Raw genomic sequence first — 22,538 nt, 5'->3', positions numbered from 1 at the left:
CCGGAAGGAAAACTAGGTGGAAGACCCTGAAGCCGGCGCCGCGGCGCGCGGAGGCGGGGTGTCCGAAAGCCGATGGGCGCGAAACGGCGCCCGTGGTGGAAAGTCGCGGCGACGCCCGAAAGGCGCGGTCTCCCGGCCCGATACCGCCCTGTCGGGGCAGGCGAACGGCGCTCCCGAAATTGCCGGGAAAGGCAAGAAGAAGCGCAAGCGCCGGCGCGGGCGCAAGGTCTTTGCCGCCGATGCCGCGCGCATTCAAAATGTCGTGTCCGTGCCCGGCCAGGCGATGCCGGTCGTCCCCGAGGTGCCGCGGACGGCGCCGCTGCCTGCGCCTGCGCCGCTTCGCAACGGCTGGGACAAGGGCGCGGCCGCTGATCCGATTCGCGACGAGACGCTGTTTGCCGCGCTCGACCTCGGCACCAACAATTGCCGTCTGCTGGTGGCGGTGCCGACCCGGCCCGGCCAGTTCCGCGTGGTCGACGCCTATTCCCGCATCGTCAGGCTGGGCGAGGGTCTTTCGACGACCGGCCGTCTCGGCGAAGCGGCGATGGATCGCGCCATCGAGGCGCTGAAGGTCTGCGGCGACAAGCTCAGGGCCCGCTCGCCGCTGCGTACCAGGCTGGTCGCGACCGAGGCCTGCCGGTCGGCGGGGAACGGGCGCGAGTTCCTCGAGCGCGTCCGCCGCGAGGCGGGTATCGAGCTGGAGATCATCGACCGCAGGACCGAGGCCCGGCTCGCCGTCTCCGGCTGCGGGTCGCTGGTCGAGCGCGACACCGACGCCGTGGTGCTGTTCGATATCGGCGGCGGCTCCTCCGAGATCGCGCTGATCGACGTGTCGCGCCACCGCACGCCGCGGCTTGCCAACCATATCGTGTCATGGACGTCGCTGCCGGTCGGCGTGGTCTCGCTGGCCGAGCGTTATGGCGGGCGCGACGTGTCGCAGGCCGTCTTCGCCGCGATGGTGGCGCATGTCACGGGGCTGATCGAGGCTTTCGAGGGCCGCCACAAGATCGCCCACCTCGCCAAGGGTTCGCGCTTCCATCTGCTCGGCACGTCGGGAACGGTGACGACGCTGGCGGGTGTCCATCTCGGCCTCGAGCGCTACGACCGCCGCCGCGTCGACGGCCTTTGGCTCGACAACGACAATGTCGAGCGCATGGTCGCGACGCTGCTCGGCTGGGATTTCGACCAGCGCGTCGCCAATCCGTGCATCGGCGCCGATCGTGCCGACCTGGTGCTGGCCGGCTGCGCCATCCTGGAGGCGATCCGCGCGCATTGGCCGTCGGAGCGGCTTCGGGTCGCCGACCGCGGTCTGCGCGAGGGCATATTGAGCGAGCTGATGGCCGACGAAGGCGTCTGGCGCCGGCGGTCGGGGAGCATCAGGCCATGAAGGACAAGGCGGGAAAGCCCGGTGCCGGGCGTGTGCTCAGGACGCGGATCAAGAAGAAGAGCGGGCTGAAGGAATCGTCGCGCCGCTGGCTCGAGCGCCACATGAACGATCCCTATGTGCAGCGCTCCAAGGCCGAGGGTTTTCGCTCGCGCGCCGCCTACAAGCTGATCGAGATCGACGACCGGCACAAGCTGCTGAAGCCGGGCCAGCGGGTGATCGACCTCGGCGCGGCGCCCGGCGGCTGGTGCCAGGTGGCGGCGACGCGCACGCGCTCGACCGACGAGCGGCCGCTGGTGGTCGGCATCGATTATCTCGAGATGGACCCGATCCCGGCCGTCGTGCTGCTCAAGATGGATTTCCTCGAAGACGAGGCGCCGGCGCGGCTGGTCGAGGCGCTCGGCGGCGATCCGGACGTCGTGCTCTCCGACATGGCCGCGCCGACCACCGGCCACCGCCGCACCGACCATCTGCGCACCATGCATCTGTGCGAGGTGGCGGCCGATTTCGCCATCTCCGTGCTGAAGCCCGGCGGGCATTTTCTGGCGAAAACCTTCCAGGGCGGCACGGAGACCGAGCTGCTTACCCGGCTGAAGCAGCATTTCCGCTCCGTCAGCCACGTCAAGCCGCCGGCCTCGCGCGACGAATCGGTGGAGCTCTATCTGCTCGCCCGCGACTTCAAGGGGCGCTGAGCGGCAGCCTACCGCGACGCCGGCGTGTCCTCGCCTGTGTCGCGCAGCCGGTGACCGGACACGGTCTGCCCGGCGTCGGACGGGAGCCTCAGATAGGACAGCGCCGAAAGCGCGGTGATCGCCGCGACGATCAGAAAGGCGATCGAGAAGGCGGACGGCCCGAGCGGCTCGCCGGTCGCGTGGGTGTAGACCTCGAGGATGCCGCCGCCGACGGCGACGCCCAGCGCGGCGGTGATCTGCTGGAACACCGAGGCGATCGCGGTCGCCTGGCTCGCCTGCTTGTCGTCTATGTCGGCGAACACCAGCGCGTTCGAGGCGGTGAAGAACAGCGAGCGCAGGAAGCCGGCGCCGATCAGCACGACGATGATCACGGCTGCCGGCGTCTGCGCCGAAAACAGGGCGTTGAAGCCGATGAACAGCGCCGACAGCAGCGCCGCCGCGATCAGCACCGTGCGGAAGCCGCCCAGCCGGAGCGCGGTCGTCGCCAGGAATTTCATGCCGATGGCGCCGAAGGCCGAGGCGAAGGTGAGCATGCCGGACTGGAACGGCGTCATGCCGAAGCCGAGCTGGAACATCAGCGGCAGCAGGAACGGCACGGCGCCGTTGCCGATGCGGAAGATCGAGCCGCCGGCGACCGCCGCGCGGAAGCCGCTGTTGGCAAACAGCCTGAGGTCGAGGATCGGAAACGGCGCGCGGCGGGCATGGCGCAGGTAGAGCAGCGTGGCGGCGACGCCCACCACGAGCGTGACGGCACCGACGATCGGCGGCAGCGCCGGCAGGCTGACCACCGACAGGCCGAAGACCACGCCGGAGGCGGCGAGGCCCGACAGCACGAAGCCGGTCACGTCGAGGGGAGGGGTGCCGGCAAGCTCGACGTCCGGCAGGAACCTGCCGGCGAGCCAGATGCCGGTGAGCCCGATCGGCACGTTGATCAGGAAGATCCAGTGCCAGGAGAGATAGGTGGTGATGAAGCCGCCCACCGGCGGGCCGACCAGCGGCCCGACCAGACCCGGCACGGTGAGCCAGGCCATGGCGCCGACCAGGTCGCGGCGCGGCGTTGCCCTGACCAGCACCAGCCGGGCAAGCGGCGTCATCATCGCCCCGCCCAGCCCCTGCAGCGAGCGGGCGGCGACGAAGGCGAGCAGCGATCCCGACACCGCACAGGCGATCGAGCCGACCACGAACACGCCGATGGCGATGCGGAAGACGCGCTTGGCGCCGAAACGGTCGCCCATCCAGCCGCTGATCGGGATGAAGACGGCGAGCGACACGAGATAGGCGGTGAGCGCCAGCTTCAGCGCGATCGGGCTGGTGCCGATGTCGGCGGCGATCGCCGGCAGCGACGTCGCGATCACCGTGGAATCCATGTTCTCCATGAACAGGGCGACCGCGAGGATCAGCGGAACGGTGCGTTGCAACTTCGTGGTCCGGTCGGTTGCGGGAGTCCGGGTGATCGGAAATCGATGGCAGGCGCAATCGCATTTAGCGCGCCGACGGGCAAGCACAACCGGGCCAGCGCCAGCCAATCCGCCGCGCCAGCGCTCACAGGGTTGTGACTCGGGTGTCGGGAAGCCGTCGCATACAAATGTCGTTGTCGCCGGACGGGAGGCAGAAGGAGAGAGCGATGCATATCGACCGCAGGACAGCCCTCGGGCTCGGTGCGGCGGGGGCGGCCGTCTTGGCATTCCCGCAGATCATGGTGCGCGCCGCGCAGGCCGACGTCCCCAAGCCCGATGTCGGCAATCCCGGCTTCAACCGCTTCACGCTGGGCGAGTTCGAGGTGACGACCATCCTCGACGGGCTGCGGCCGGGCGAGGGGCCGCATCCGGTGTTCGGCCAGAACCAGCCGGCCGAGACCGTCGCGGCGCTGATGCAGGCCAATCTGCTGCCGGCCGACCGCATGGTGAACGGCTTCACCCCGACCCTGGTCAACACGGGTGCGGAACTGATCCTGTTCGACACCGGCCTCGGCGCCGGCGGGCGCGAGAACGGGCTGGGGCAGCTCGCGGCGCGCCTGGCCGCTTCCGGCTACAAGCCCGAGGATGTCTCCATCGTTGTCGTCACCCACATGCATGGCGACCATATCGGCGGGCTGATGGAGAACGGCGCCCCGGCCTTCGCCAATGCGCGCTACGTCATGGGCCAGGCCGAGTTCGATTTCTGGACCGCGCCTGAGCGCATGTCCGGCCCGACCGAGGGCAACGCCAAGGCGGTCGCGGCCAATGTGAAGCCGCTGGCGGAGAAGGCCACCTTCGTCGGCGACGGCGGCGAGGTCGTGCCCGGCATACGGGCGGTCGCCGCGTTCGGCCACACGCCGGGCCATCTGATCTTTAGGCTGGACTCGTCGGGCAAGTCGCTGGTGCTGACCGCCGACACGGCCAACCACTATGTCGCCTCGCTGCAGCAGCCGGACTGGCACGTGCGTTTCGACGCCGACAAGGACATGGCCGCGGCGACGCGCCGAAAGGTCTTCGACATGATCGCGACCGACCGGCTGCCCTTCATCGGCTACCACATGCCGTTCCCGGCGGTCGGTTATGTCGAGAAGATCGATACGGGCTATCGATACGTGCCGGAGACCTATCAGCTGGAGCTGTAGGACCGGCCCCGCGCAACGGTTCAGCCTGCGTTTGCAGCAGGCTGGACCGACAGGACTACGCCGCCGCCTGGATCGTCACCGGCACGCCCCTGCGCAGGGAATGGGCGACCGTGCAGACCTCCTTCGCCCGGTCGACGACCTGCTGCGGATCGGAGCCGTCGCGCGTCTCGCAGGAGACGGTCATCGTCGCCGACGTCGCGATGAGCGGACTTCCCTGCATCTCGACGGTGACGCTGACGGCGATGCCGCCGAGCTCGACGCCCATCTCGGCCGAGACGTAGCGCAGGTCGTTGCAGAAGCAGCCGCCGATGGCCAGCGCCAGGAGTTGCGCCCCGTTAAAGCCCAGCCCCATTCCGCCGGCCTTTCCTTCCGGCCGGTCGACGACGATCGTATGGCCGCCGGCCCAGCCCATGGCCGCCTGCGTGCCCTCGACATTGCGCAGTTCCACCGTCGCCGAGACCATGTTTGTTGCCCTCCGACTCCGGACCGTCCGGCGCCCGCCGGCGGCGGGTCGCTCGAATACCGTCAGCGCCGCCACGACCCGTGTGGCAGCTCGACCGCGCGTTCGGCCCTGGACAGTGCATCGCGCAGCCCGGCCTTGTCGAGCGGTATGCAGTAGGCGGGCTTGGCGCGCTCGAAGCGCCAGCTTTCGGCAAGCGTGCCGGCGTCGACCGTGTCGAAGCCGAACTGCTCGTGCAGCCGCGCGACGACCTGTTTGGATGCGCCGTCGTCCCCCGCGATCGGCAGGGATCCCCGGCGCGTTGAAGGCCTTGACCACTTTCGCCCGCGGAAAATGAGCGGCGACCATGGAACTGGTGGTCGTGCGGAATTCGTCCAGGGCGGCGATCCGGCCATCGCGGTCGGGGTAGTAGTTGTTGGTGTCGATCACCACATGGCCCGTCAGCAGGGCTGGGTCGAGGTCGAAGACGTTCTTGAACGGGATGGTGAGCACGGTCACGTCGCCGAACGTCGCTGCTTCCATGGCCGTACCGGCCTCGCAGCCGATCGAGCCGACGACTTCCGCCAGCGTTTCCGGACCGCGCGAGTTGCTCAGCATGACCTCGTGTCCGGAGGCAACCGCAAGCCTGGCCAGGGCCCTGCCGATATTGCCGGCTCCGATGATCCCGATCCTCATGGCTTCCTCCGTCCTTGCGGTTGGCGGCGGCAACCGCCACCCACGCGACCTGCCGGCGCATCAGGCCGGATCCGGCGGCCGCTCGTTCACCTGTTCCTTCGAGAACCCTGCCATCGAAGCGTAGCCCCGCACGACCGCCTCGCGCTCCTGCCGCGTGGCCACCGCCTCGATGTCGTCGAACCCGTCCGGCGCGCGCGCCTCGATCAGGTCGATCACGCGTTCCGGCCCGCCTTTGCGATTGGCAAGGACGATCTCGGCGGTCGGCGGGCGGCGCTCGGCGTCGTAGGCTGCGAGTGCGTCCTCGATCCGGGCTCCCGCGCCCAGATGCATCGCAAGGCTTTTCGCGTCGAGGATGGCCTGGCTGGCGCCGTTGGAGCCGACGGGATACATCGGATGGGCGGCATCGCCCAGCAGGGTGACATGTCCGAACGACCAGCGGGCCAGCGGTTCGCGATCGCAGCAGGGATATTCGTAGACGGCATCCGTCGCCCGGATCAGTTCGGCCGGCTCGACGAAGTCGAGCCGAAACCGGTCGGCGACCAGCGCAAGCACTTCCTCGACGACAGCCCTGCGGCTCCAATCCTCGCGCCGGGAAGGTGAGGCATGGTTTTCCCCCGTCCTGGCCATGACCGCCCAGTTGGTGAGCCGCATGTCCGGACGAGCGGGGTCCGATTTGATGGGGTAATAGACGAACTTGGCGTGGTTGCCGCCGGCGATCACCATCGTGCGCCCGTCGCGCCAGGTCGGCCACTCCGTGGCGCCTCGCCACAACATGATGCCGTTCCAGATCGGCGGCCCTTCGTCCGGCTGTAGCGCCGAGCGGACGGCCGAATGTATTCCGTCGGCGCCGATCAGCAGATCGCCGTCGGCCCGTCCTTGCGTTCCGTCGGCCCGCTCGAACCGGACGGAGACACCGTCCCGCCGCTGTTCGAAACCGGTGATCCGGCATCCCATGTGAATGGCGCCGATCCCCAGCCGACCGACGGCGGCGCGATGGATCAGGCCGAGCAGCATGCCGCGGTGGATGCTGATCTGGGGCACATCGTATCCGGCGTCGAGGCCGCGCAGTTCCTGCCACACAATCTGGCCGAGCCTGTTGGCGTAGATGAGCTCGCGCGTTCTCACTCCCTGCGCGTCGAGGTCGGGCATCAATCCCAGCTCGGCCAGCTCCTTGACGGCGTGCGGCAGCATGTTGATGCCGACACCCAACTCGCGTACGGCGTCGGCGCGCTCGAAGATTTCGACGTCGATTCCTGCCCTGTGCAGGAAGAGTGCGGCAGTGAGACCGCCAATACCGGCGCCTGCGATCAGCGCTTTCATGACTACCGTCCATCCCTCTCGGTCCGCCGGCAGGCGGTGATCCGCGGCCTTGCCTTGCCCCCGGAGGCGTGTGCCAACTCGCACAACGTAGCGTGTTCAGGCGCCATGACAACCGGAAGCAGGCGCTCGGGGGGAAATCCGGTGTCGCCGCGCCTTCCATCCGCGCGATCTCTCACCGGGCGCGAAAAGAAAAACGCCGGCCGCCTTGGGGCAAGCGGCCGGCGTGTCGCGCAGATCGATCAGCCTCGTCGGTCAGAAATTGTACCAGGCGTGAGTGATCTGCTCGAGAAAAGGTTGGAAAAGGAGGGCGAGCGGCGCTCGGCTTCAGGGGCAGCGGAGGGCTCGATCGTCGTGCCCGGCGGCTGGGCCTTCAGCGTCGCCGGCAGGTGCCGCCGGAGCAGGCGGGTCCTCTCCGGCATTCCGCCGGGGCTTTTGTGTGGAACCACGCCATTCGCACCCCCCTTTTCAACATCTCGGGTCGAGGCGAAGCCGGGCAATCCGCAGGCGCCCACATGCGTGACGCGACTTACCTCGAAGCACAAATCGCGCGCTTGGCAGCGCGCTGCTTTGGGCTTGAAACCGATCTTTCCGAGACCTATCGAAACGCGGTGCGGCCGTCTGCGTCCATTTTTGACAGGCCCGGTCCGGCCAGGGCTGTCGCGCGGCGGGCATGATCGGGCCGATCGCGGCCGCTCAGATATCCCCTGCGCCGGCAGGATTTTCGCCGATGGATGCCGGGCTGGTGGCGGCTCCGGCAAAGGCGGCGTCGAGGATGACGAGCTTGCGCGCATGCACGCGGGCATATTCCTGGTAAAGGACGCGCGAGATCCAGATCGGCGAGCGGCCCCGCCGTCCCGTCCAGCCGATTCCGCCGATCGATTCCGCCGCCGCGAGGATGCGGCTGGCATGGGCACGGGACAGGCCGAAGGACTGCGCCAGATGGGAGATCGCGCTCACATCCGTCACGAACCTGTCCCGTGCCGGCCTGGCGTCCGGATCGATCCCGATGATCAGCCGGTCCATCAGCAGGCCTCCCGCATCGGCCCAGGCGAAGATCCTGTAGCGAGGTCCCGGAAGGCGCACGTCGGGGCTCGAGAGCAAGGCCTCCGCCATGACGGGCTGGACGAGCGCGACCATGCTTTCCGGGTCGGCGAGGAAGCGCTCGGTCCTGTTTCCGCCATGGATCAGGTCGATCGCCCGGAAATGCATGACATACCAATGGATCAGCAGCGACAGGGTCGCGGGCGTGGGCACGACCCGCTCCGCGCGGCCGTCGGCATCGTCTGCCGGCCGGACGACCTCGTATTTCAGCGCTTCGTCGAAGAAGGCATGCGCCGTGTTGCGGCTGGCGATGCCGTGTCGAAGCGCCAGATTGCCGAAGGCCCGCCGCGTCAGGCCGGGCTCTCCGGAGTGCGCCGCCGGGAAATGGAGGGCCAGCGCCGCATGGCACAGGAGCCAGCGCTGCCGTGTCGCGAACAGCGCGGCGGCCCGGGGGGACGCTTCGTGAACCTTGATGAAGCTGCCCGCCAGGAGCCGCAGCGCGTGCGGGAATGACTTCATCCGGAGCAAGGTGTCCGCGGGATCGTCCGGCGATGTGAAGGCCCCATCGGAGACAGGCTGCGGGGGTTTTGACAAATCGACGGGTTTTTCCAACGACGAGCGCCCTCGAAATCGCCTCCAACGTCTCCTTACGCAACGTCACGGCCTGACCGTTTCGCCCTTACAGGAACCGGAAACGCTTGTCTTCTCCTCTTCGATCAATCCTGCGTGGCCTTGTCTTCCCAAGGTCGCCGGTTCGTGGTACCAGCCAGCGCCAATCCTGAAAGGGAAGTCGAGAGTCGGCGCCGGCCAGAAGGCCTCAGCGCCCGCTCCACGTTTTGAGGTGAGGCAATGGCGCAGATCATCGAAACCGCAACCGGGGCACTCGCCCTGACGTTCGACGACGTGCTGCTGCAGCCCGGCCATTCGGAAGTGCTGCCGGGCGAGACCGACATCCGCACCCGAATCGCCGGCGACATCGACTTGAACATCCCGATCCTGTCGGCGGCGATGGACACCGTGACCGAGGCGCGGCTGGCGATCGCCATGGCGCAGGCCGGCGGCATCGGCGTCATCCACCGCAATTTTTCGTCGGCCGAGCAGGCCGAGCAGGTGCGGCAGGTGAAAAAATTCGAATCCGGCATGGTGGTCAACCCGGTTACCATCGGGCCGGACGCGACGCTGGCGGACGCGCAGGCGCTGATGCGCGCCCACGGCATCTCCGGCATCCCGGTCGTCGAGGGCGGCGGCACGGGTGGGCACAAGGTCGGCCGGCTGGTCGGCATCCTCACCAACCGCGACGTGCGCTTCGCCACCGATCCGGCCCAGAAGGTTTTTGAGCTGATGACCCGCGACAGGCTGATCACGGTGAAGGAGACCGTCGATCAGACCGAGGCCAAGCGGCTGCTGCACCACCACCGGATCGAGAAGCTGCTGGTCGTCGACGGCGCCGGCAACTGCGTCGGCCTGATCACCGTCAAGGACATCGAGAAGTCGCAGCTCAATCCCAACGCGACCAAGGACGCGCAGGGCCGGCTGCGCGCCGCCGCGGCGACGAGCGTCGGGGAAGACGGCTTCGAGCGCGCCGAGCGGCTGATCGACGCCGGTGTCGATCTGCTGGTCATCGATACCGCGCACGGCCATTCGCAGCGCGTGCTCGACGCGGTGACGCGGGCCAAGAAGATCTCCAACTCGGTGCGCATCATGGCCGGCAACGTCGCCACCGCCGCCGGCGCGCAGGCGTTGATCGACGCCGGCGCCGACGCGGTCAAGGTCGGCATCGGCCCGGGCTCGATCTGCACCACCCGCATCGTGGCGGGCGTCGGCGTGCCGCAATTGTCGGCGATCATGTCGGCGGTGGAGACGGCGCAGAAATCGGGCGTGACGGTGGTCGCCGACGGCGGCATCAAATATTCCGGCGATCTCGCCAAGGCGCTGGCCGCAGGCGCCGGGGCCGCCATGATCGGCTCGCTGCTTGCCGGCACTGACGAGAGCCCGGGCGAGGTCTATCTCTATCAGGGCCGCTCCTTCAAGGCCTATCGCGGCATGGGTTCTGTCGGCGCCATGGCGCGCGGCTCGGCCGACCGCTACTTCCAGGCGGAGGTGCGCGACACGCTCAAGCTCGTGCCGGAAGGCATCGAGGGGCAGGTGCCCTACAAGGGCCCGGCGTCGGGCGTGCTCCACCAGCTCGCCGGCGGCCTGAGGGCGGCGATGGGCTATGTCGGCGCGCGCACGCTGGCCGAGCTGCAGACGCGCGCCACCTTCGTGCGCATCACCAATGCCGGCCTGCGCGAAAGCCACGCCCACGACGTGACGATCACGCGCGAGAGCCCGAATTATTCGGGCGGGATGTGAGGGCGGGGCAGGCCGTCATATCTTCGCCTGCTTCAGGACCTCGTTGATCCGGTTCTGCCAGCCTTTTCCGGTGGCTTTGAACTTCTCGATGACGTCGGGGTCGAGGCGGATGGAAATCTGCCGTCGGGGCTGGCGACAGGTGGCCGGCCCCGCGCCCGCTTTATGCTCTCGGAGAGGTCGGGGTGGACTTCCGCGAAGGGTTTGAACCTGCTGAGTTCCTCGTCTGTGCGCGGGCGTTCCAGTTCCGGGTCGGGACCGATGAGTTCGGCCGTCTTGTCATCGACCCACCAGCCATCGGCATCCTGATGAATTCCGCCGGCCGCGATCAGCGCTTTCATCCGCTCGTCATATACCTTCCATCGCCGAAGCATCTCGGCGTCGTCCTCGGCGGAATCTCCAAGGTCCCCGGTCACAAAGCTGGGCCACTGCTTAGTCATTGGATCGGCTTCTTTCCCTATAGCCCGCCCGCCGCATCGAGATCACGGAAATGGCTTCCGTTCCGAGCGGACGAAAGACTACGGCGATCACGACCGAACCGTCTATTCGTCCGATGGCGAGCTGGCGATCGTGCTGCGTCCGCGTCACGCGGGCCGACAGGAAGAACTCAATCGAAAGATCGGCAAAGTCAAAGCCATGCTTGGCGAGATTGACCTACCTCTTTGGTTCGTCCCAATGATCCGCACGATTTAATGTATCACTTTTAAAGTGTGATTTTCAACAGATGCGGCGGCGGCAGCGTTGGCCGGCAGCCCAAGCGCGGCGGAACTATTCCGCCAGCTCGAACACCGTGACCCTGCGCCGGTCGAATTTCAGCCCGATCTCGCCGCGCACCAGCTTCGCCGCGACCTCGCCGAACACGGCGCGCCGCCAGCCGTGCATGGCCGGAACGTCGGCTTCCTCGCCTTCGGCGGCGATGCGGTCGATGTCGTCGCTGGAGGCGAGCACTTTCGCGGCGACGCCTTCCTTTTCCGCCACCTGGCGCAGCAGCACCTTGAGAAGCTCGGCCGCGGCGCTGGAGCCTTCCGGCGCCTGCACGGATCTGGGCAGCCGCGGCATCTCCTCCTTGGGGATCGCCAGCGCGGTATTGACCACCTGCAGGAGGGCGGTCGCGGTCGCCGAGCGCTCCCAGCCCTTGGGGATGGTGCGCAGGCGCGACAGCCCCGCCGCGTCGCGCGGCTGCTGCTGGGCGACCTCGTAGATGGCGTCGTCCTTGATGACGCGGCCGCGCGGCACGTTCTTGTCGCGGGCCTCGCGCTCGCGCCAGGCGGCGACGGCCTGCAGCACGGCGAGTTCCTGCGGCTTGCGCACCCGCATCTTCAGCCGCTTCCAGGCGTCCTCCGGATCTGGATCGTAGGTCTCGCGCGAGGTCAGCACGTCCATCTCCTCGGTCACCCAGTGGGCGCGCCTCTCGCGCTCCAGCTCGGCGGCGAGGTGGCGGTAGACCTCGATGAGATGGGTGACGTCGGCAAGCGCGTAGGCGAGCTGCTTGTCGGAGAGCGGGCGATGGCGCCAGTCGGTGAAGCGCGAGGACTTGTCGATCTGCTCGCCGGTGATCCTCTGCACGAGCTGGTCGTAGGACACGCTGTCGCCGAAGCCGCACACCATCGCCGCCACCTGCGTGTCGAAGATCGGGTGCGGGATCAGGTCGCCGAGATGATGAATAATCTCGATATCCTGGCGCGCGGCGTGGAAGACCTTGGTGACCGCCTCGTTGGCCATCAGGGCGAAGAAGGAGGCGAGGTCGATGCCCGGCGCCAGCGGATCGACCAGCGCCTCAACGCCCGGCGCTGCCATCTGGATCAGGCAGAGTTCCGGCCAGTAGGTCGTCTCGCGGATGAATTCGGTGTCGATGGTGATGAAGTCCGACTTCGCCAGCGCGGCGACGACGGAATCGAGCTCGGAAGTTGTCGTAATGACGTGCATCAAAAAATGTCTTTGGTGATCGCAGTATTCCGGCTTCTTCCCAGCCGGAGCGGATTTCGTCAAGGGCGGCTTTGTGCCGATGGCTATTTGCCGCCCTTCTTGCGCCCGTTATTGCCGGCCTGGCGCGTCAGGCGGGCGAAGATGGTCGAGGTGCGCAGCAGCGCGGTGAAGCGGCCGCGCCGCTCGGCAGGCACGCCCGATCGCGCGCCCATGCGGTAGAGGATGAGGACGAGGAATATGGCGTAGACCGCGGCGATGAAGCCGAACAGCGCTCCGGGACCGAAGCGCTCCATGGCGAAGGAGGCGGAGAAGGGCCCGCCTATGGCGCCGAAGGAGTAGAACAGCATCAGCGCCGCGTTGACCAGCACGAACTCGCCCGGCCCGGCGCGGTCGTTGGCATGCGCCGCCGACAGCGAATAGAGCGGCATGGCGAAGGAGCCGAAGACGAAGACCAGCATGAAGTTCGCCGCAGTGCCGGCGCCCGACAGCAGGGCGAGCGCGATCGCGGTGACCAGCGCCCCCGCCGTCGTCACCAGCAGCACCATGCGCCGGTCCCAGCGGTCCGACAGGTAGCCGAGCGGATACTGGATGACGGCGCCGCCGATGATGCCGACGCTGACGAAGGTGACGACGTCGGCAACCGACATGCCGATCTCTTCCGCATACACCGGCGACAGGGTGCGGAACGCGCTGTTGGTGACGCCGACGGCGATACAACCGATGCAGCCGAGCGGCGAGATGCGGAAGACGCGGCCGAGGTCGAGCTTGACGTCCTCCGGCGCCGTCGGGTTGGAGCGGTCGCCGAGCGACACCGGCACCAGCGACAGCGTGATCATGATCGACATGACCGCGAAGATGGTGAAGCCGCCGGCGCCGAATATCGGGATCAGGAACTGCGCGCCGGTCACCGAGGCGATGTCGACGATGCGGTAGAGCGCCAGCACCCGGGCGCGGTGCTCGTTGGGCGCGCCGGAGTTGAGCCAGCTTTCCATGATGGTGAACAGCCCGGCGAAGCAGAAGCCGGTGGCGAAGCGGATTGCCGACCACATCAGCGGGTCGATGACCAGCACCAGCATCAACGTGCCGGCCGAGGCGATCGCCGCCAGCGCGGAGAAGGAGCGGACGTGGCCGACCGCCTTCATGATCCGGCCGATCGCCAGGCAGCCGAGCAGGAAGCCGCCGAAATAGGCGGTGCCCATCAAGCCGATCAGCGGCGGCGTAAAACCTTCCTGGGCGCCGCGCAGCGCGATCAGCGTGCCCTGCAGCCCGTTGCCGCCGAGCAGGATGCCCGCGGCGATCAGGAGGGGGATGAGCGGGCGGATTGCGGACATGCAGCGCGGCCGTTGCCGGAGTTTTTTCCTCTATAGGGACGGTCGCCGGCGAAGACCATGCGCCAGGGCCAGACAGGGGTGGGCCAATTTGCGTTTCCGCGTCAACTATCTACTATCTGTCACGAATAAGCGTTCCGAAGGATATCGAAATGACGACCGTAAGCGTCGCACTTCCCGGCAAGATGAAAGAATATGTCGACGCCCAGGTCGAAGGCGGCGATTTCGTGGACGCCGGCGACTATCTGCGCGATCTCGTCCGGCGCGAACAGGAGCGGCGGCTGGAGGAGTTGCGCCGAGTCGTGGCGGAGGCCAGGGCCGGCGGCGTAAGTTCGAGAACCACGGACCAGATTTTTGCCGAGGCCGTGGAAATAGCCAAGGCGCGCGGTATCTATCGTGAGTAGGTATCGGCTTTCCGAGCGAGCTGATATCGATCTCCTGAACATATTTATCTACGGCGTTGAGAATTTCGGAGAGCGGCAGGCGAAGAGATACAAAGGCGGGCTGGAAGGCTGCTTCGAATTGCTCGCCACGCAGCCTCGGATGGGCCGGTTGGCCGGACAGTTTGGCACGGCGACGCGGCGCCATGCCCATGGCAGTCATGTCATCTTCTATGAGATCGAGGGCGATTCGATACTGATTCTCACGGTGATCGACGGAAGAGCCCTGCACGGCCTCGACCTTTGAGCCGCGCCTTCTCACCTTGACAAACCACACCTCCCATGCGCTTTTCCGCGCGAAATTCGGGCCGCATGCGTCGGTCCGGTCAGCAAATCATCGCCGGAAAAGCAGATCATGCACCGCTACCGCAGCCATACCTGCGCACAATTGAGGAAGTCGGAAGTCGGGCAGGCGGTGCGCCTGTCCGGCTGGGTCCATCGCGTCCGCGACCATGGCGGGCTGCTGTTCATCGACCTGCGCGACCATTACGGCATCACCCAGATCGTCGCCGACCCGGATTCGCCGGCTTTCAAGGTGGCCGAGACGGTGCGCGGCGAATGGGTGATCCGCGTCGACGGCGAGGTCAAGGCGCGCACCGCCGAGACCGTCAACAAGACCATGCCGACCGGCGAGATCGAGCTCTATGCCGGCGAGATCGAAGTGCTGTCGGCGGCCAGGGAGCTGCCGCTGCCGGTTTTCGGCGAGCCGGACTATCCGGAAGACATTCGCCTGAAATACCGCTTCCTCGACCTGCGCCGCGAGACGCTGCACAGGAACATCGTGGCGCGCACGAAGATCATCGCCGAGATGCGCAAGCGCATGGGGGAGGAGGGTTTCACGGAATTCTCGACGCCCATCCTGACGGCCTCCTCGCCGGAGGGCGCGCGCGACTTCCTTGTGCCGAGCCGCATCCATCCCGGCAATTTCTACGCCCTGCCGCAGGCGCCGCAGCAATACAAGCAGCTGATCATGGTGTCGGGCTTCGACCGCTACTTCCAGATCGCGCCCTGCTTCCGCGACGAGGACCCGCGCGCCGACCGGCTGCCGGGCGAGTTCTACCAGCTCGACCTGGAGATGAGCTTCGTCGAGCAGGACGACGTGCTCGGCACCATGGAGCCGGTGCTGCGCGGCGTCTTCGAGGCGTTTGCCGAGGGCAAGCCGGTCACCCAAAAGTTCCCGCGCATCGCCTATGACGTCGCCATGCGCAGATACGGCTCCGACAAACCGGACCTGCGCAACCCGATCGTCATGGAAGAGGTCTCCGAGCATTTCCGCGGCTCCGGCTTCAAGGTGTTCGCCGGCATCCTGGCCAACGATCCCAAGGCCGAGGTGTGGGCGATCCCGGCCAAGACCGGCGGCTCCCGCGCCTTCTGCGACCGCATGAACTCCTGGGCGCAGGGCGAGGGCCAGCCGGGTCTGGGCTACATCTTCTGGCGCAAGGAGGGCGACAAGCTCGAGGGCGCCGGCCCGATCGCCAAGAACATCGGCGAGGAGCGCGCGGAAGCGATTCGCCAGCAGCTCGGCCTCGGCGAGGGCGACGCCGCCTTCTTCGTCGCCGGCGACCCGAAGAAATTCGTCTCCTTCGCCGGTGCCGCGCGCACCCGTGCCGGCGAGGAGTTGAACCTCGTCGACCGCGACCGCTTCGAACTGTGCTGGATCGTCGACTTCCCCTTTTACGAGTGGAACGAGGAGGAGAAGCGCGTCGACTTCGGCCACAACCCGTTCTCCATGCCGCAGGGCGGCATCGACGCGCTGTCGGGCCAGGACCCGCTGTCGATCAAGGCGTTCCAGTACGACATGGTCTGCAACGGCTTCGAGATCGCGAGCGGCGGCATCCGCAACCACCTGCCGGAAACGATGGTGAAGGCTTTCGAAATCGTCGGGCTCGACCGCGCGACGGTGGAGGAGCGGTTCGGCGGCCTCTACCGCGCCTTCCAGTACGGCGCGCCGCCGCATGGCGGCATGGCGGCCGGCATCGACCGCATCGTCATGCTGCTGGTCGGCGCCAAGAATCTGCGCGAGGTCACCATGTTCCCGATGAACCAGCAGGCCTACGACCTGCTGATGAGCGCCCCGTCGCCGGCGACCACCACGCAGTTGCGCGAGCTGTCGCTGCGCGTCGTGGCGGACAAGAAGCCGGGGTGATTTCGATGCGCGCGGGAGGTCGAAAGAACCTGCCGCGCGTCCTCGTGACTGGCTTCGAGGCTTTCCCGGACCAGCCGGTCAATCCGACCGAGGCGCTCGTTGGGCGGCTTGGGCAACAGCCGCCCGTGCTAGACGGCATGGCGGCGTTCCGGGCCGAGCTGCTGCCGGTCGACTATGCGGCGATCGGTCCGCGCCTGTCCGGGATCGGACGGGATTTCCGGCCCGACATCGCCATCCATTTCGGCCTTGCGGCAGGATGCGGCGGATTTCGTCTGGAACGGCAGGCGCGCAACCTGTTTGCCCGCGCGCGGCCGGACAATCGGGACTTTGCGCCGCCCGACGGGCCGATCTGCGCCGGGCCAGCCGTGCTGCCCTCGACCCTGCCGCTGGACGCCATCCATGACGCCCTGGTGTCCGCCGGTCTTCCGGTCGAATGGTCCGACGATGCCGGGGGCTATCTCTGCAACGTCACGCTGACCTTGTCGCTGGCGGCGGCCTGTACGGATTTTTCGCCGCGCGCCAGCGGCTTCGTGCATGTGCCGCTTGTCGGCGAGGGGTGTGCGCTGACCGAGCGGCAGCTGGAGCGGGGGCTTGCGATCATGCTGGCGGCAGTGCTGCGGCATTGGCCGCTCGCGGATTGAGCCTGCTCAGCGCTTCGGCAGGACCAATGCCGCCGACTGCAGCAGGAAATCCATAGCCGCCCCGGCTGTCCGGTCGACGCCGGCGGTGAGCATCTCATAGCCGTCGGCCGTGCGGCGGAACACCAGGCTGCCGCCGTCGAGAACGCCGGCATAGAAGCCGGCTTTTCCATCCGTCGCTTCCGCTGCGCTTTGCAGCGCCGCCGCTTGCGGAATCGCGGGAGCCGGCGCCGAGGCAGTCACGGTCTGGGCGGGCGGGTTCGGGATGGTCCGGCAGATGCCTGAGATCAGCGGGTAGCTGAAATTGTCCTGGCGCAGGATCTGCGACGTCATCTCCGCCTCGCATTCGGCCACCGTCGCCCATTGCGCCGGCGTCTCGGAGATGAACTCGCACAGGTTCGCGTCGCAGTCGCAGCCGACCACCGTCATGGCCACCAGCGCGGTCTTGATCATATCGATCGTCCCCTTGATCGACCCGGAATGTCGCGCCGGATCGCGGCCGCATTTGGACGGCATTTTGGATTAAGCTTGGCGTTGCGGTGGCGCAGCCAAATCGGCGCTCGACTTGCGACCGGCCACATCTCGCCCGAGAAGGCAGGGCTATCGCATATGAGTTGTATCGGAGCGGCAGACAGCCCTGCGTCGTCATTCCGGGGCCGCGTAGCGGAACCCGGAATCCAGAGTGCCGATGCTGCTCGAATTCCTGGATATTTGCGAGGTTTCGCTTTTCCTTTGACGCCAACGCTCTGGATTCCGGGTGCCGCTGCGCGGCCCCGGAACGACGATCATCATCGGCATATGCGATCGCCCTGCCCGAGAAGGGGAGAGTCGGCCCGAAGGCCGGTGACGGGGTATTGTCAGTCAGCGCCGCAAATTCGACGCAGCCTCAGTCGTTCGCCGTCACCGATACGGAGAGGGTCTTGGTCAGCTCCGTCGGGTTGGCCGCGCCGGCCGCCATGATCTGCGCGAAGGGCACGGGGGCGTCGGGCTCGGCCGTCACTTCGAGGCTCTTCGGATCGTCGAGATATTTCGTCACCGCCGCGGTGATGGCCGAGGAAAGCTCGGGGTTGTTGAGCTGCGCGGCCAGGAACGGCGCGATCGCCTTGGCCTGGTTCTTGATGTCCTCCGGCTTCATGTTCTGCTGCTTGGCGATGTAGTCGATCGCCTTGCCGGTCAGCGAATCGTCGTCCCAGCGCAGGCTCGCCGAATGGAAGGTGAGCTGCTGCATCAGCCCCAGCATGGCCAGGCCCTGGGCCGAATTGTCGGCTCCCTCGGGCTGCGCCGCCATCTTCTTCTGCAACTCCTGCAGCGTCTTGATGAAGTCCAGCGTGTAGCCGCCGAAGTCGAAGGTCATGCCGACGGTGCCGGCCTCGTTTACCGTGACGTCATACTGGCTGAAGCCCATGCGCCCGTCGACGGGGTTCCACGAACCCTCGATCTCCATGTCGCCGGAGATGGTCTGGTAGCCCATTGCCTCGATCGCCGCCTTGGACCGCGGGTCCTCGATGAGCGTCAGGTCGGCGGTGAATTTTTCCGCCGCGCCGGCGAATCCCATCGGCTTGCCTTCGGCGGGCTCGCTGATCTCGGCGGTGACGTTCTGCAGCGAGAAGGCCGTCTTGTCGCCTGCCTTGACGTCGAGGCTGGCAAGCTCGGCGCCCTCGTAGAAGAGCAGATCGGCGAGGGGGCCGGTCGTGCCGGGAGCGGGAAGCCTCACGCCGGTCATCTTGAACGGGCTGGAGGTGATCGTCAGGCCGTCACGCGTGCCGCTGAATGGTTCGGTGCTCACCGTTCCGACGCGGTAGCCGCCATTGTCGTCCGAGACGCCCTCGAAGCTGATCTTGCCGAGCTCGAACGGCTTCGGATTGCCGGCTACGACCAGCCTGGTTCCTTCGAGAGAGAAGGCCGAGGCGTCGCCGCTCACGGCGGACCAGGTGATGTCCATGCCCTGCACCGCCATGAGCTGCTTGAAGCGCTCGGCGATCGGCGCGGCGTCCTGCGCGCGCACGGACGCCGCGGCCGCGGCCAGGATGCAGGCGGAAAGGGCAAGCTTGCTGAAGAAATGGCGATGGATCGACATGGGCGTTCCCTGAGAGCGGCCGCGACGGCCTGATGATATTTTGCCCCGGTCCTGTCCGCGAAGAACTGGTCGGCAAAAAGGCATTGATGGCAGAATGGCCGGAAAGCGCTGAAAAACGCAAGAAGTTGCCATGGCCCCGCTGCAAAGACAGCATCCGGACTTGCCGCGAATCACCCTGTTGGGATAACCGGACCGCATGGGCAAGGAGCTTCCGCCGGCCGGATCCGGCGGCGATTCGATAGAACCGGTCGACCTGAAGAAGGCGCTCGAGGAGCGCTACCTCGCCTATGCGCTGTCGACCATCATGCACCGGGCGCTGCCGGACGTGCGCGACGGGCTGAAGCCGGTGCACCGGCGCATCGTCCATGCCATGCGGCTGCTCAGGCTCAACCCCGACCAGGGTTTCGCCAAATGCGCGCGCATCGTCGGCGAGGTGATGGGAAAATTCCATCCGCATGGCGACCAGTCGATCTACGACGCGCTGGTGCGGCTCGCCCAGGACTTTTCCATGCGCTACCCGCTGGTCGACGGGCAGGGCAATTTCGGCAACATCGACGGCGATAACGCCGCCGCCATGCGCTATACCGAGGCGCGCATGACCGAGGTCACCTCGGCGCTGCTGGAAGGCATCACCGAGGACGCCGTCGACTTTCGTCCGACCTACAACGAGGAGGACGAGGAGCCGGTGGTGCTGCCCGGCGCCTTCCCGAACCTGCTCGCCAACGGCTCCTCCGGCATCGCCGTCGGCATGGCGACCTCGATCCCGCCGCACAACGCCGCCGAGCTGTGCGACGCGGCGCTGCATCTGATCGAGAAGCCGCAGGCGTCCGTGGCCGACCTGCTGCACTTCGTACAGGGGCCGGATTTCCCGACCGGCGGCATCGTCGTCGATGGCCGCGACGCCATTTTGGAAGCCTACGAGACCGGCCGCGGCTCCTTCCGGGTGCGTGCCCGCTACGCCACCGAGGACCAGGGCAGGGGCACCTGGCAGATCGTGGTGACCGAGATCCCCTACCAGGTGCAGAAGGCGAAGCTGATCGAGAAGATCGCCGAGCTGCTGGTGGCGCGAAAGCTGCCGCTGCTCGATGACGTGCGCGACGAGAGCGCCGAGGACATCCGCGTCGTGCTGGTGCCGAAGAGCCGCACCGTCGATCCCAGCCTGCTGATGGAATCGCTGTTCAAGCTCACCGACCTGGAGAGCCGCTTCCCGCTCAACATGAACGTGCTGTCGCGCGGCAAGGTGCCGAACGTGCTGTCGCTGAAGTCGGTGCTGCAGGAATGGCTCGACCACCGCAAGGAAGTGCTGGTACGCCGCTCGCGGCACCGGCTGGGCGAGATCGAAAAGCGGCTGGAGATTCTTGCCGGCTACCTGATCGCCTACCTCAACATCGACGAGGTGATCAAAATCATCCGCGAGGAGGACGAGCCGAAAAAGGTGATGATGGCGCGGTGGGAGCTCACCGACAATCAGGCCGAGGCCATCCTCAACATGCGCCTCAGGGCGCTGCGCAAGCTTGAAGAGTTCGAGATCCGCAAGGAGTTCGACGGCCTCACCGCCGAGAAGGGTCAGATCGAATCGCTGCTCGCCTCCGACGCCAAGCAGTGGCAGATGGTCGCCTGGCAGATCCAGAAGGCGCGCCGCGACTTCGGGCCCGAGGAGAATCCCGAGCTCGGCCGGCGCCGCACCGCCTTCGCCGAGGCGCCGGAGCACGACGACGCCGACATCCACCACGCCATGATCGAGAAGGAGCCGGTGACGGTCGTGGTCTCGGCCAAGGGCTGGCTGCGCGCGATGAAGGGCCATCTGAGCGACCTGTCGACGCTCACCTTCAAGGAAGGCGACAGCCTGAAGCTGGCTTTCCCGGCACAGACCACGGACAAGATCCTGGTCCTCACCACCGGCGGCAAATTCTACACCATCGGCGCCGACCGCCTGCCCGGCGGCCGCGGCCATGGCGAGCCGATCCGCATCATCGTCGACATGGATAACGACCAGGACATCGTGACCGCCTTCGTCCACGACCCGGCGCGAAAGCTGCTGCTGGTGTCGCGCGCCGGCAACGGCTTCGTCGTGCCGGAGGCGGAGGTGGTCGCCAACACCCGCAAGGGCAAGCAGGTGATGAACGTGAAATCGCCCGACGAGGCGCAGCGCTGCGCGCCGGTCGGCGGCGACCATGTCGCCATCGTCGGCGAGAACCGCAAGATGCTGGTGTTCCCGCTCGCCCAGGTGCCGGAAATGGCGCGCGGCAAGGGCGTGCGCCTGCAGCGCTACAAGGACGGCGGCGTGCTCGACGCAAAGCTGTTCGCCATCGACGACGGCCTGACCTGGCAGGATTCCTCCGGCCGCACCTTTACGCGCACCAGGGCGGAGCTCGCCGAATGGCTGGGCGACCGCGCCGGCGCCGGCCGCATGGTGCCGAAGGGTTTTCCGCGGACCGGCAAGTTCGGGTGATCCCGGGAATTTCGCGCTAGATTGCGAGCATGGCCCGCCGTGCTGAGGCGGCGAGCAATGGTCCGCCGTGCGATCGGCGCTGCTGTCAAATCTCGTCCAGCGCCTCGGCACAACGTTTCGCTCAGTATCTCCGACAGCGTCCTGCTCGCCGGCAGGGGGGCGGCACACAGGCTCGGGTTCGGCGCTATCGCCGGAATCCGATCTTGCCATCCATCACGAATTGCTGGCACTGTTCGACAAGAGTGTACGCGTACGGCCCATTTGTCGCAGCGCGGCACATTGACCGAGAATGATCATTCGCATAAAGAGAGAACGATCATTCGCATCGGTGCGCTGCATGGAAGACTTTTCGCAATTGAGCTTTGAGGCCATCGACGCCGCGGAGGGGCCGTTGCTCAGCCGTGCCGAGCGGCGCGACCAGCAGGTCCAGCGCATTCTCGAAGCCGCCAAGGCCTGCTTCATCCGTTCCGGCTTCCAGGGCGCCTCCATGCAGCAGATTTGCACCGAGGCCGGCATGAGCCCGGGGGCGCTCTACCGCTATTTCCCCTCCAAGGAGGCCATCGTCGAGGCGATCTGCGAGGCCGACCGTCGCGAGGACGCCGAACTGTTCGCCCAGGTGCTGAAAGAGCCCGATGTCGTCGAGGGCCTGGTGATGGGCGCGCTCGCCCACATCAGGCACATGCACGAGGACAGTGCCGCCGTGCTGTTCGCCGAGATCTGCGCGGAGGCCATGCGCAATCCGGCGATCGAGCAGACCTGCATGAAGAACATGCTGCAAGTGCAGGAAATGTTCATGAATTATCTCGGCGCCGCCAAGGCAAGGGGCGAGATCGATCCGCCGGTCGAGCTCGAGGTCCTGCTGCCGACGCTGATGTCGATCGCCCACGGAATGGCGCTGAACGACCTGCCCGGCATGGGCGTTCCGTTCGACAAGCTCGAGATCATCATCCGGGCGATGGTGGTCGGCATGCTGCGGCCGACCGCTTCCGGACCGCTTTCCCAAGATTGACC

18 protein-coding genes and 3 pseudogenes are annotated in these 22,538 nt (G+C 67.0%); 10 read left to right on the top strand and 11 right to left on the bottom strand.

All coding sequences use genetic code 11. From position 1 onward, the window contains the following. Positions 1-16: 16 nt before the first annotated feature. Together C7I84_RS01400 and C7I84_RS01395 are read left to right on the top strand one after the other, a co-directional pair. The gene (locus C7I84_RS01400; RefSeq protein ID WP_106770345.1) at positions 17-1,387 is read left to right on the top strand and encodes a Ppx/GppA phosphatase family protein; all 1,371 of its coding nucleotides are present in this window, start codon (positions 17-19) and stop codon (positions 1,385-1,387) included. Beyond that, positions 1,384-2,076, top strand: coding sequence for an RlmE family RNA methyltransferase (locus C7I84_RS01395; protein ID WP_106770344.1), 693 nt, complete (start codon positions 1,384-1,386; stop codon positions 2,074-2,076). Before C7I84_RS01400 ends, C7I84_RS01395 begins: the two co-directional genes overlap by 4 nt. 8 nt (positions 2,077-2,084) lie before the next feature. On the opposite strand, the gene C7I84_RS01390 is transcribed toward C7I84_RS01395, so the two are convergent. Beyond that, the gene (locus C7I84_RS01390) at positions 2,085-3,494 is read right to left on the bottom strand and encodes an MFS transporter (protein WP_106770343.1); all 1,410 of its coding nucleotides are present in this window, start codon (positions 3,492-3,494) and stop codon (positions 2,085-2,087) included. 206 nt (positions 3,495-3,700) lie between these two features. Between C7I84_RS01390 and C7I84_RS01385 the strand changes: the two genes are divergently transcribed. Further along, positions 3,701-4,675, top strand: a complete 975-nt coding sequence (locus C7I84_RS01385) for an MBL fold metallo-hydrolase (RefSeq protein ID WP_207770943.1) — start codon at positions 3,701-3,703, stop codon at positions 4,673-4,675. Between the two features lie 55 nt (positions 4,676-4,730). Here C7I84_RS01385 and C7I84_RS01380 read toward each other — a convergent pair whose 3' ends face one another. From C7I84_RS01380 to C7I84_RS01365, 4 genes and pseudogenes are all read right to left on the bottom strand, one after another. Next, positions 4,731-5,138: an OsmC family protein gene (locus tag C7I84_RS01380; RefSeq protein ID WP_106770341.1), complete on the bottom strand. Its 408-nt coding sequence runs from the start codon at positions 5,136-5,138 to the stop codon at positions 4,731-4,733. Between the two features lie 438 nt (positions 5,139-5,576). Then, positions 5,577-5,810 (bottom strand): annotated as a pseudogene (locus C7I84_RS30490) (NAD(P)-binding domain-containing protein); the annotation flags it as partial. Positions 5,811-5,870: 60 nt separating this feature from the next. Further along, on the bottom strand, positions 5,871-7,130 hold the full coding sequence (locus C7I84_RS01370) for a flavin-dependent oxidoreductase (RefSeq protein ID WP_106770340.1): 1,260 nt from the start codon (positions 7,128-7,130) through the stop codon (positions 5,871-5,873). Between the two features lie 693 nt (positions 7,131-7,823). Continuing rightward, positions 7,824-8,690 carry a hypothetical protein gene (locus C7I84_RS01365; RefSeq protein WP_245428275.1) on the bottom strand — a complete coding sequence of 289 codons (867 nt, stop codon included), beginning with the start codon at positions 8,688-8,690 and terminating at the stop codon, positions 7,824-7,826. A gap of 330 nt (positions 8,691-9,020) precedes the next feature. On the opposite strand from C7I84_RS01365, the gene guaB reads away from it, so the two are divergent. Next, positions 9,021-10,523: an IMP dehydrogenase gene (gene guaB / locus C7I84_RS01360; protein WP_106770338.1), complete on the top strand. Its 1,503-nt coding sequence runs from the start codon at positions 9,021-9,023 to the stop codon at positions 10,521-10,523. 15 nt (positions 10,524-10,538) lie between these two features. Here the strand turns inward: guaB and C7I84_RS30485 are convergent. The 4 genes and pseudogenes from C7I84_RS30485 to C7I84_RS01340 form a co-directional block, all read right to left on the bottom strand. Continuing rightward, positions 10,539-10,861 (bottom strand): annotated as a pseudogene (locus tag C7I84_RS30485) (BrnA antitoxin family protein). A gap of 91 nt (positions 10,862-10,952) precedes the next feature. Beyond that, positions 10,953-11,195: pseudogene (locus C7I84_RS01350) on the bottom strand (BrnT family toxin); the annotation flags it as partial. A gap of 93 nt (positions 11,196-11,288) precedes the next feature. After that, entirely contained in the window at positions 11,289-12,446 is a 1,158-nt protein-coding gene (gene rnd, locus C7I84_RS01345; RefSeq protein WP_106770434.1) for a ribonuclease D, read from the bottom strand. An 83-nt stretch (positions 12,447-12,529) separates the two neighbouring features. Further along, on the bottom strand, positions 12,530-13,777 hold the full coding sequence (locus C7I84_RS01340; RefSeq protein WP_106770336.1) for an MFS transporter: 1,248 nt from the start codon (positions 13,775-13,777) through the stop codon (positions 12,530-12,532). Positions 13,778-13,926: 149 nt separating this feature from the next. Here C7I84_RS01340 and C7I84_RS01335 point away from each other — a divergent pair, with 149 nt between their 5' ends. The 4 genes from C7I84_RS01335 (at position 13,927) to C7I84_RS01320 (ending at position 17,001) form a co-directional block, all read left to right on the top strand. After that, positions 13,927-14,178, top strand: a complete 252-nt coding sequence (locus tag C7I84_RS01335; RefSeq protein ID WP_106770335.1) for a ribbon-helix-helix domain-containing protein — start codon at positions 13,927-13,929, stop codon at positions 14,176-14,178. Continuing rightward, positions 14,171-14,461 (top strand): type II toxin-antitoxin system RelE/ParE family toxin, encoded by a 291-nt coding sequence (locus C7I84_RS01330; protein ID WP_106770334.1) that lies wholly within the window; start codon positions 14,171-14,173, stop codon positions 14,459-14,461. Before C7I84_RS01335 ends, C7I84_RS01330 begins: the two co-directional genes overlap by 8 nt. Positions 14,462-14,569: 108 nt before the next feature. Next, a complete protein-coding gene (gene aspS, locus C7I84_RS01325) occupies positions 14,570-16,360 on the top strand; it encodes an aspartate--tRNA ligase (protein WP_106770333.1) in 1,791 nt (596 codons plus the stop codon). A gap of 5 nt (positions 16,361-16,365) precedes the next feature. Continuing rightward, positions 16,366-17,001, top strand: a complete 636-nt coding sequence (locus C7I84_RS01320) for a pyroglutamyl-peptidase I (RefSeq protein WP_133170044.1) — start codon at positions 16,366-16,368, stop codon at positions 16,999-17,001. Between the two features lie 6 nt (positions 17,002-17,007). On the opposite strand, the gene C7I84_RS01315 is transcribed toward C7I84_RS01320, so the two are convergent. Then, positions 17,008-17,451: a hypothetical protein gene (locus C7I84_RS01315; RefSeq protein WP_133170043.1), complete on the bottom strand. Its 444-nt coding sequence runs from the start codon at positions 17,449-17,451 to the stop codon at positions 17,008-17,010. A gap of 433 nt (positions 17,452-17,884) precedes the next feature. Beyond that, positions 17,885-19,075: a hypothetical protein gene (locus C7I84_RS01310; protein WP_106770330.1), complete on the bottom strand. Its 1,191-nt coding sequence runs from the start codon at positions 19,073-19,075 to the stop codon at positions 17,885-17,887. 196 nt (positions 19,076-19,271) lie between these two features. Between C7I84_RS01310 and parC the strand changes: the two genes are divergently transcribed. Together parC and C7I84_RS01300 are read left to right on the top strand one after the other, a co-directional pair. Then, positions 19,272-21,527, top strand: coding sequence for a DNA topoisomerase IV subunit A (gene parC / locus C7I84_RS01305; RefSeq protein ID WP_106770329.1), 2,256 nt, complete (start codon positions 19,272-19,274; stop codon positions 21,525-21,527). 337 nt (positions 21,528-21,864) lie between these two features. Next, a complete protein-coding gene (locus tag C7I84_RS01300; protein WP_207770942.1) occupies positions 21,865-22,536 on the top strand; it encodes a TetR/AcrR family transcriptional regulator in 672 nt (223 codons plus the stop codon). Positions 22,537-22,538: the final 2 nt, after the last annotated feature.

The sequence above is a fragment of the Kumtagia ephedrae genome (genome assembly GCF_003012745.1).
In the GTDB taxonomy this organism is placed as follows: domain Bacteria; phylum Pseudomonadota; class Alphaproteobacteria; order Rhizobiales; family Rhizobiaceae; genus Kumtagia; species Kumtagia ephedrae.
The sequence above is the reverse complement of the archived record's forward strand: the minus strand, read 5'-3'. Positions and strand labels throughout refer to the sequence as shown.

Bases quoted from the DNA above. Each gene is read 5' to 3' on its own strand.
- C7I84_RS01395 (WP_106770344.1), top strand. From the start codon at position 1,384: ATGAAGGACAAGGCGGGAAAGCCCGGTGCCGGGCGTGTGCTCAGGACG.
- C7I84_RS01385 (WP_207770943.1), top strand. From the start codon at position 3,701: ATGCATATCGACCGCAGGACAGCCCTCGGGCTCGGTGCGGCGGGGGCG.
- C7I84_RS01380 (WP_106770341.1), bottom strand. From the start codon at position 5,138: ATGGTCTCGGCGACGGTGGAACTGCGCAATGTCGAGGGCACGCAGGCG.
- C7I84_RS01370 (WP_106770340.1), bottom strand. From the start codon at position 7,130: ATGAAAGCGCTGATCGCAGGCGCCGGTATTGGCGGTCTCACTGCCGCA.
- C7I84_RS01365 (WP_245428275.1), bottom strand. From the start codon at position 8,690: ATGAAGTCATTCCCGCACGCGCTGCGGCTCCTGGCGGGCAGCTTCATC.
- guaB (WP_106770338.1), top strand. From the start codon at position 9,021: ATGGCGCAGATCATCGAAACCGCAACCGGGGCACTCGCCCTGACGTTC.
- rnd (WP_106770434.1), bottom strand. From the start codon at position 12,446: ATGCACGTCATTACGACAACTTCCGAGCTCGATTCCGTCGTCGCCGCG.
- C7I84_RS01340 (WP_106770336.1), bottom strand. From the start codon at position 13,777: ATGTCCGCAATCCGCCCGCTCATCCCCCTCCTGATCGCCGCGGGCATC.
- C7I84_RS01335 (WP_106770335.1), top strand. From the start codon at position 13,927: ATGACGACCGTAAGCGTCGCACTTCCCGGCAAGATGAAAGAATATGTC.
- aspS (WP_106770333.1), top strand. From the start codon at position 14,570: ATGCACCGCTACCGCAGCCATACCTGCGCACAATTGAGGAAGTCGGAA.
- C7I84_RS01320 (WP_133170044.1), top strand. From the start codon at position 16,366: ATGCGCGCGGGAGGTCGAAAGAACCTGCCGCGCGTCCTCGTGACTGGC.
- C7I84_RS01315 (WP_133170043.1), bottom strand. From the start codon at position 17,451: ATGATCAAGACCGCGCTGGTGGCCATGACGGTGGTCGGCTGCGACTGC.
- C7I84_RS01310 (WP_106770330.1), bottom strand. From the start codon at position 19,075: ATGTCGATCCATCGCCATTTCTTCAGCAAGCTTGCCCTTTCCGCCTGC.
- parC (WP_106770329.1), top strand. From the start codon at position 19,272: ATGGGCAAGGAGCTTCCGCCGGCCGGATCCGGCGGCGATTCGATAGAA.
- C7I84_RS01300 (WP_207770942.1), top strand. From the start codon at position 21,865: ATGGAAGACTTTTCGCAATTGAGCTTTGAGGCCATCGACGCCGCGGAG.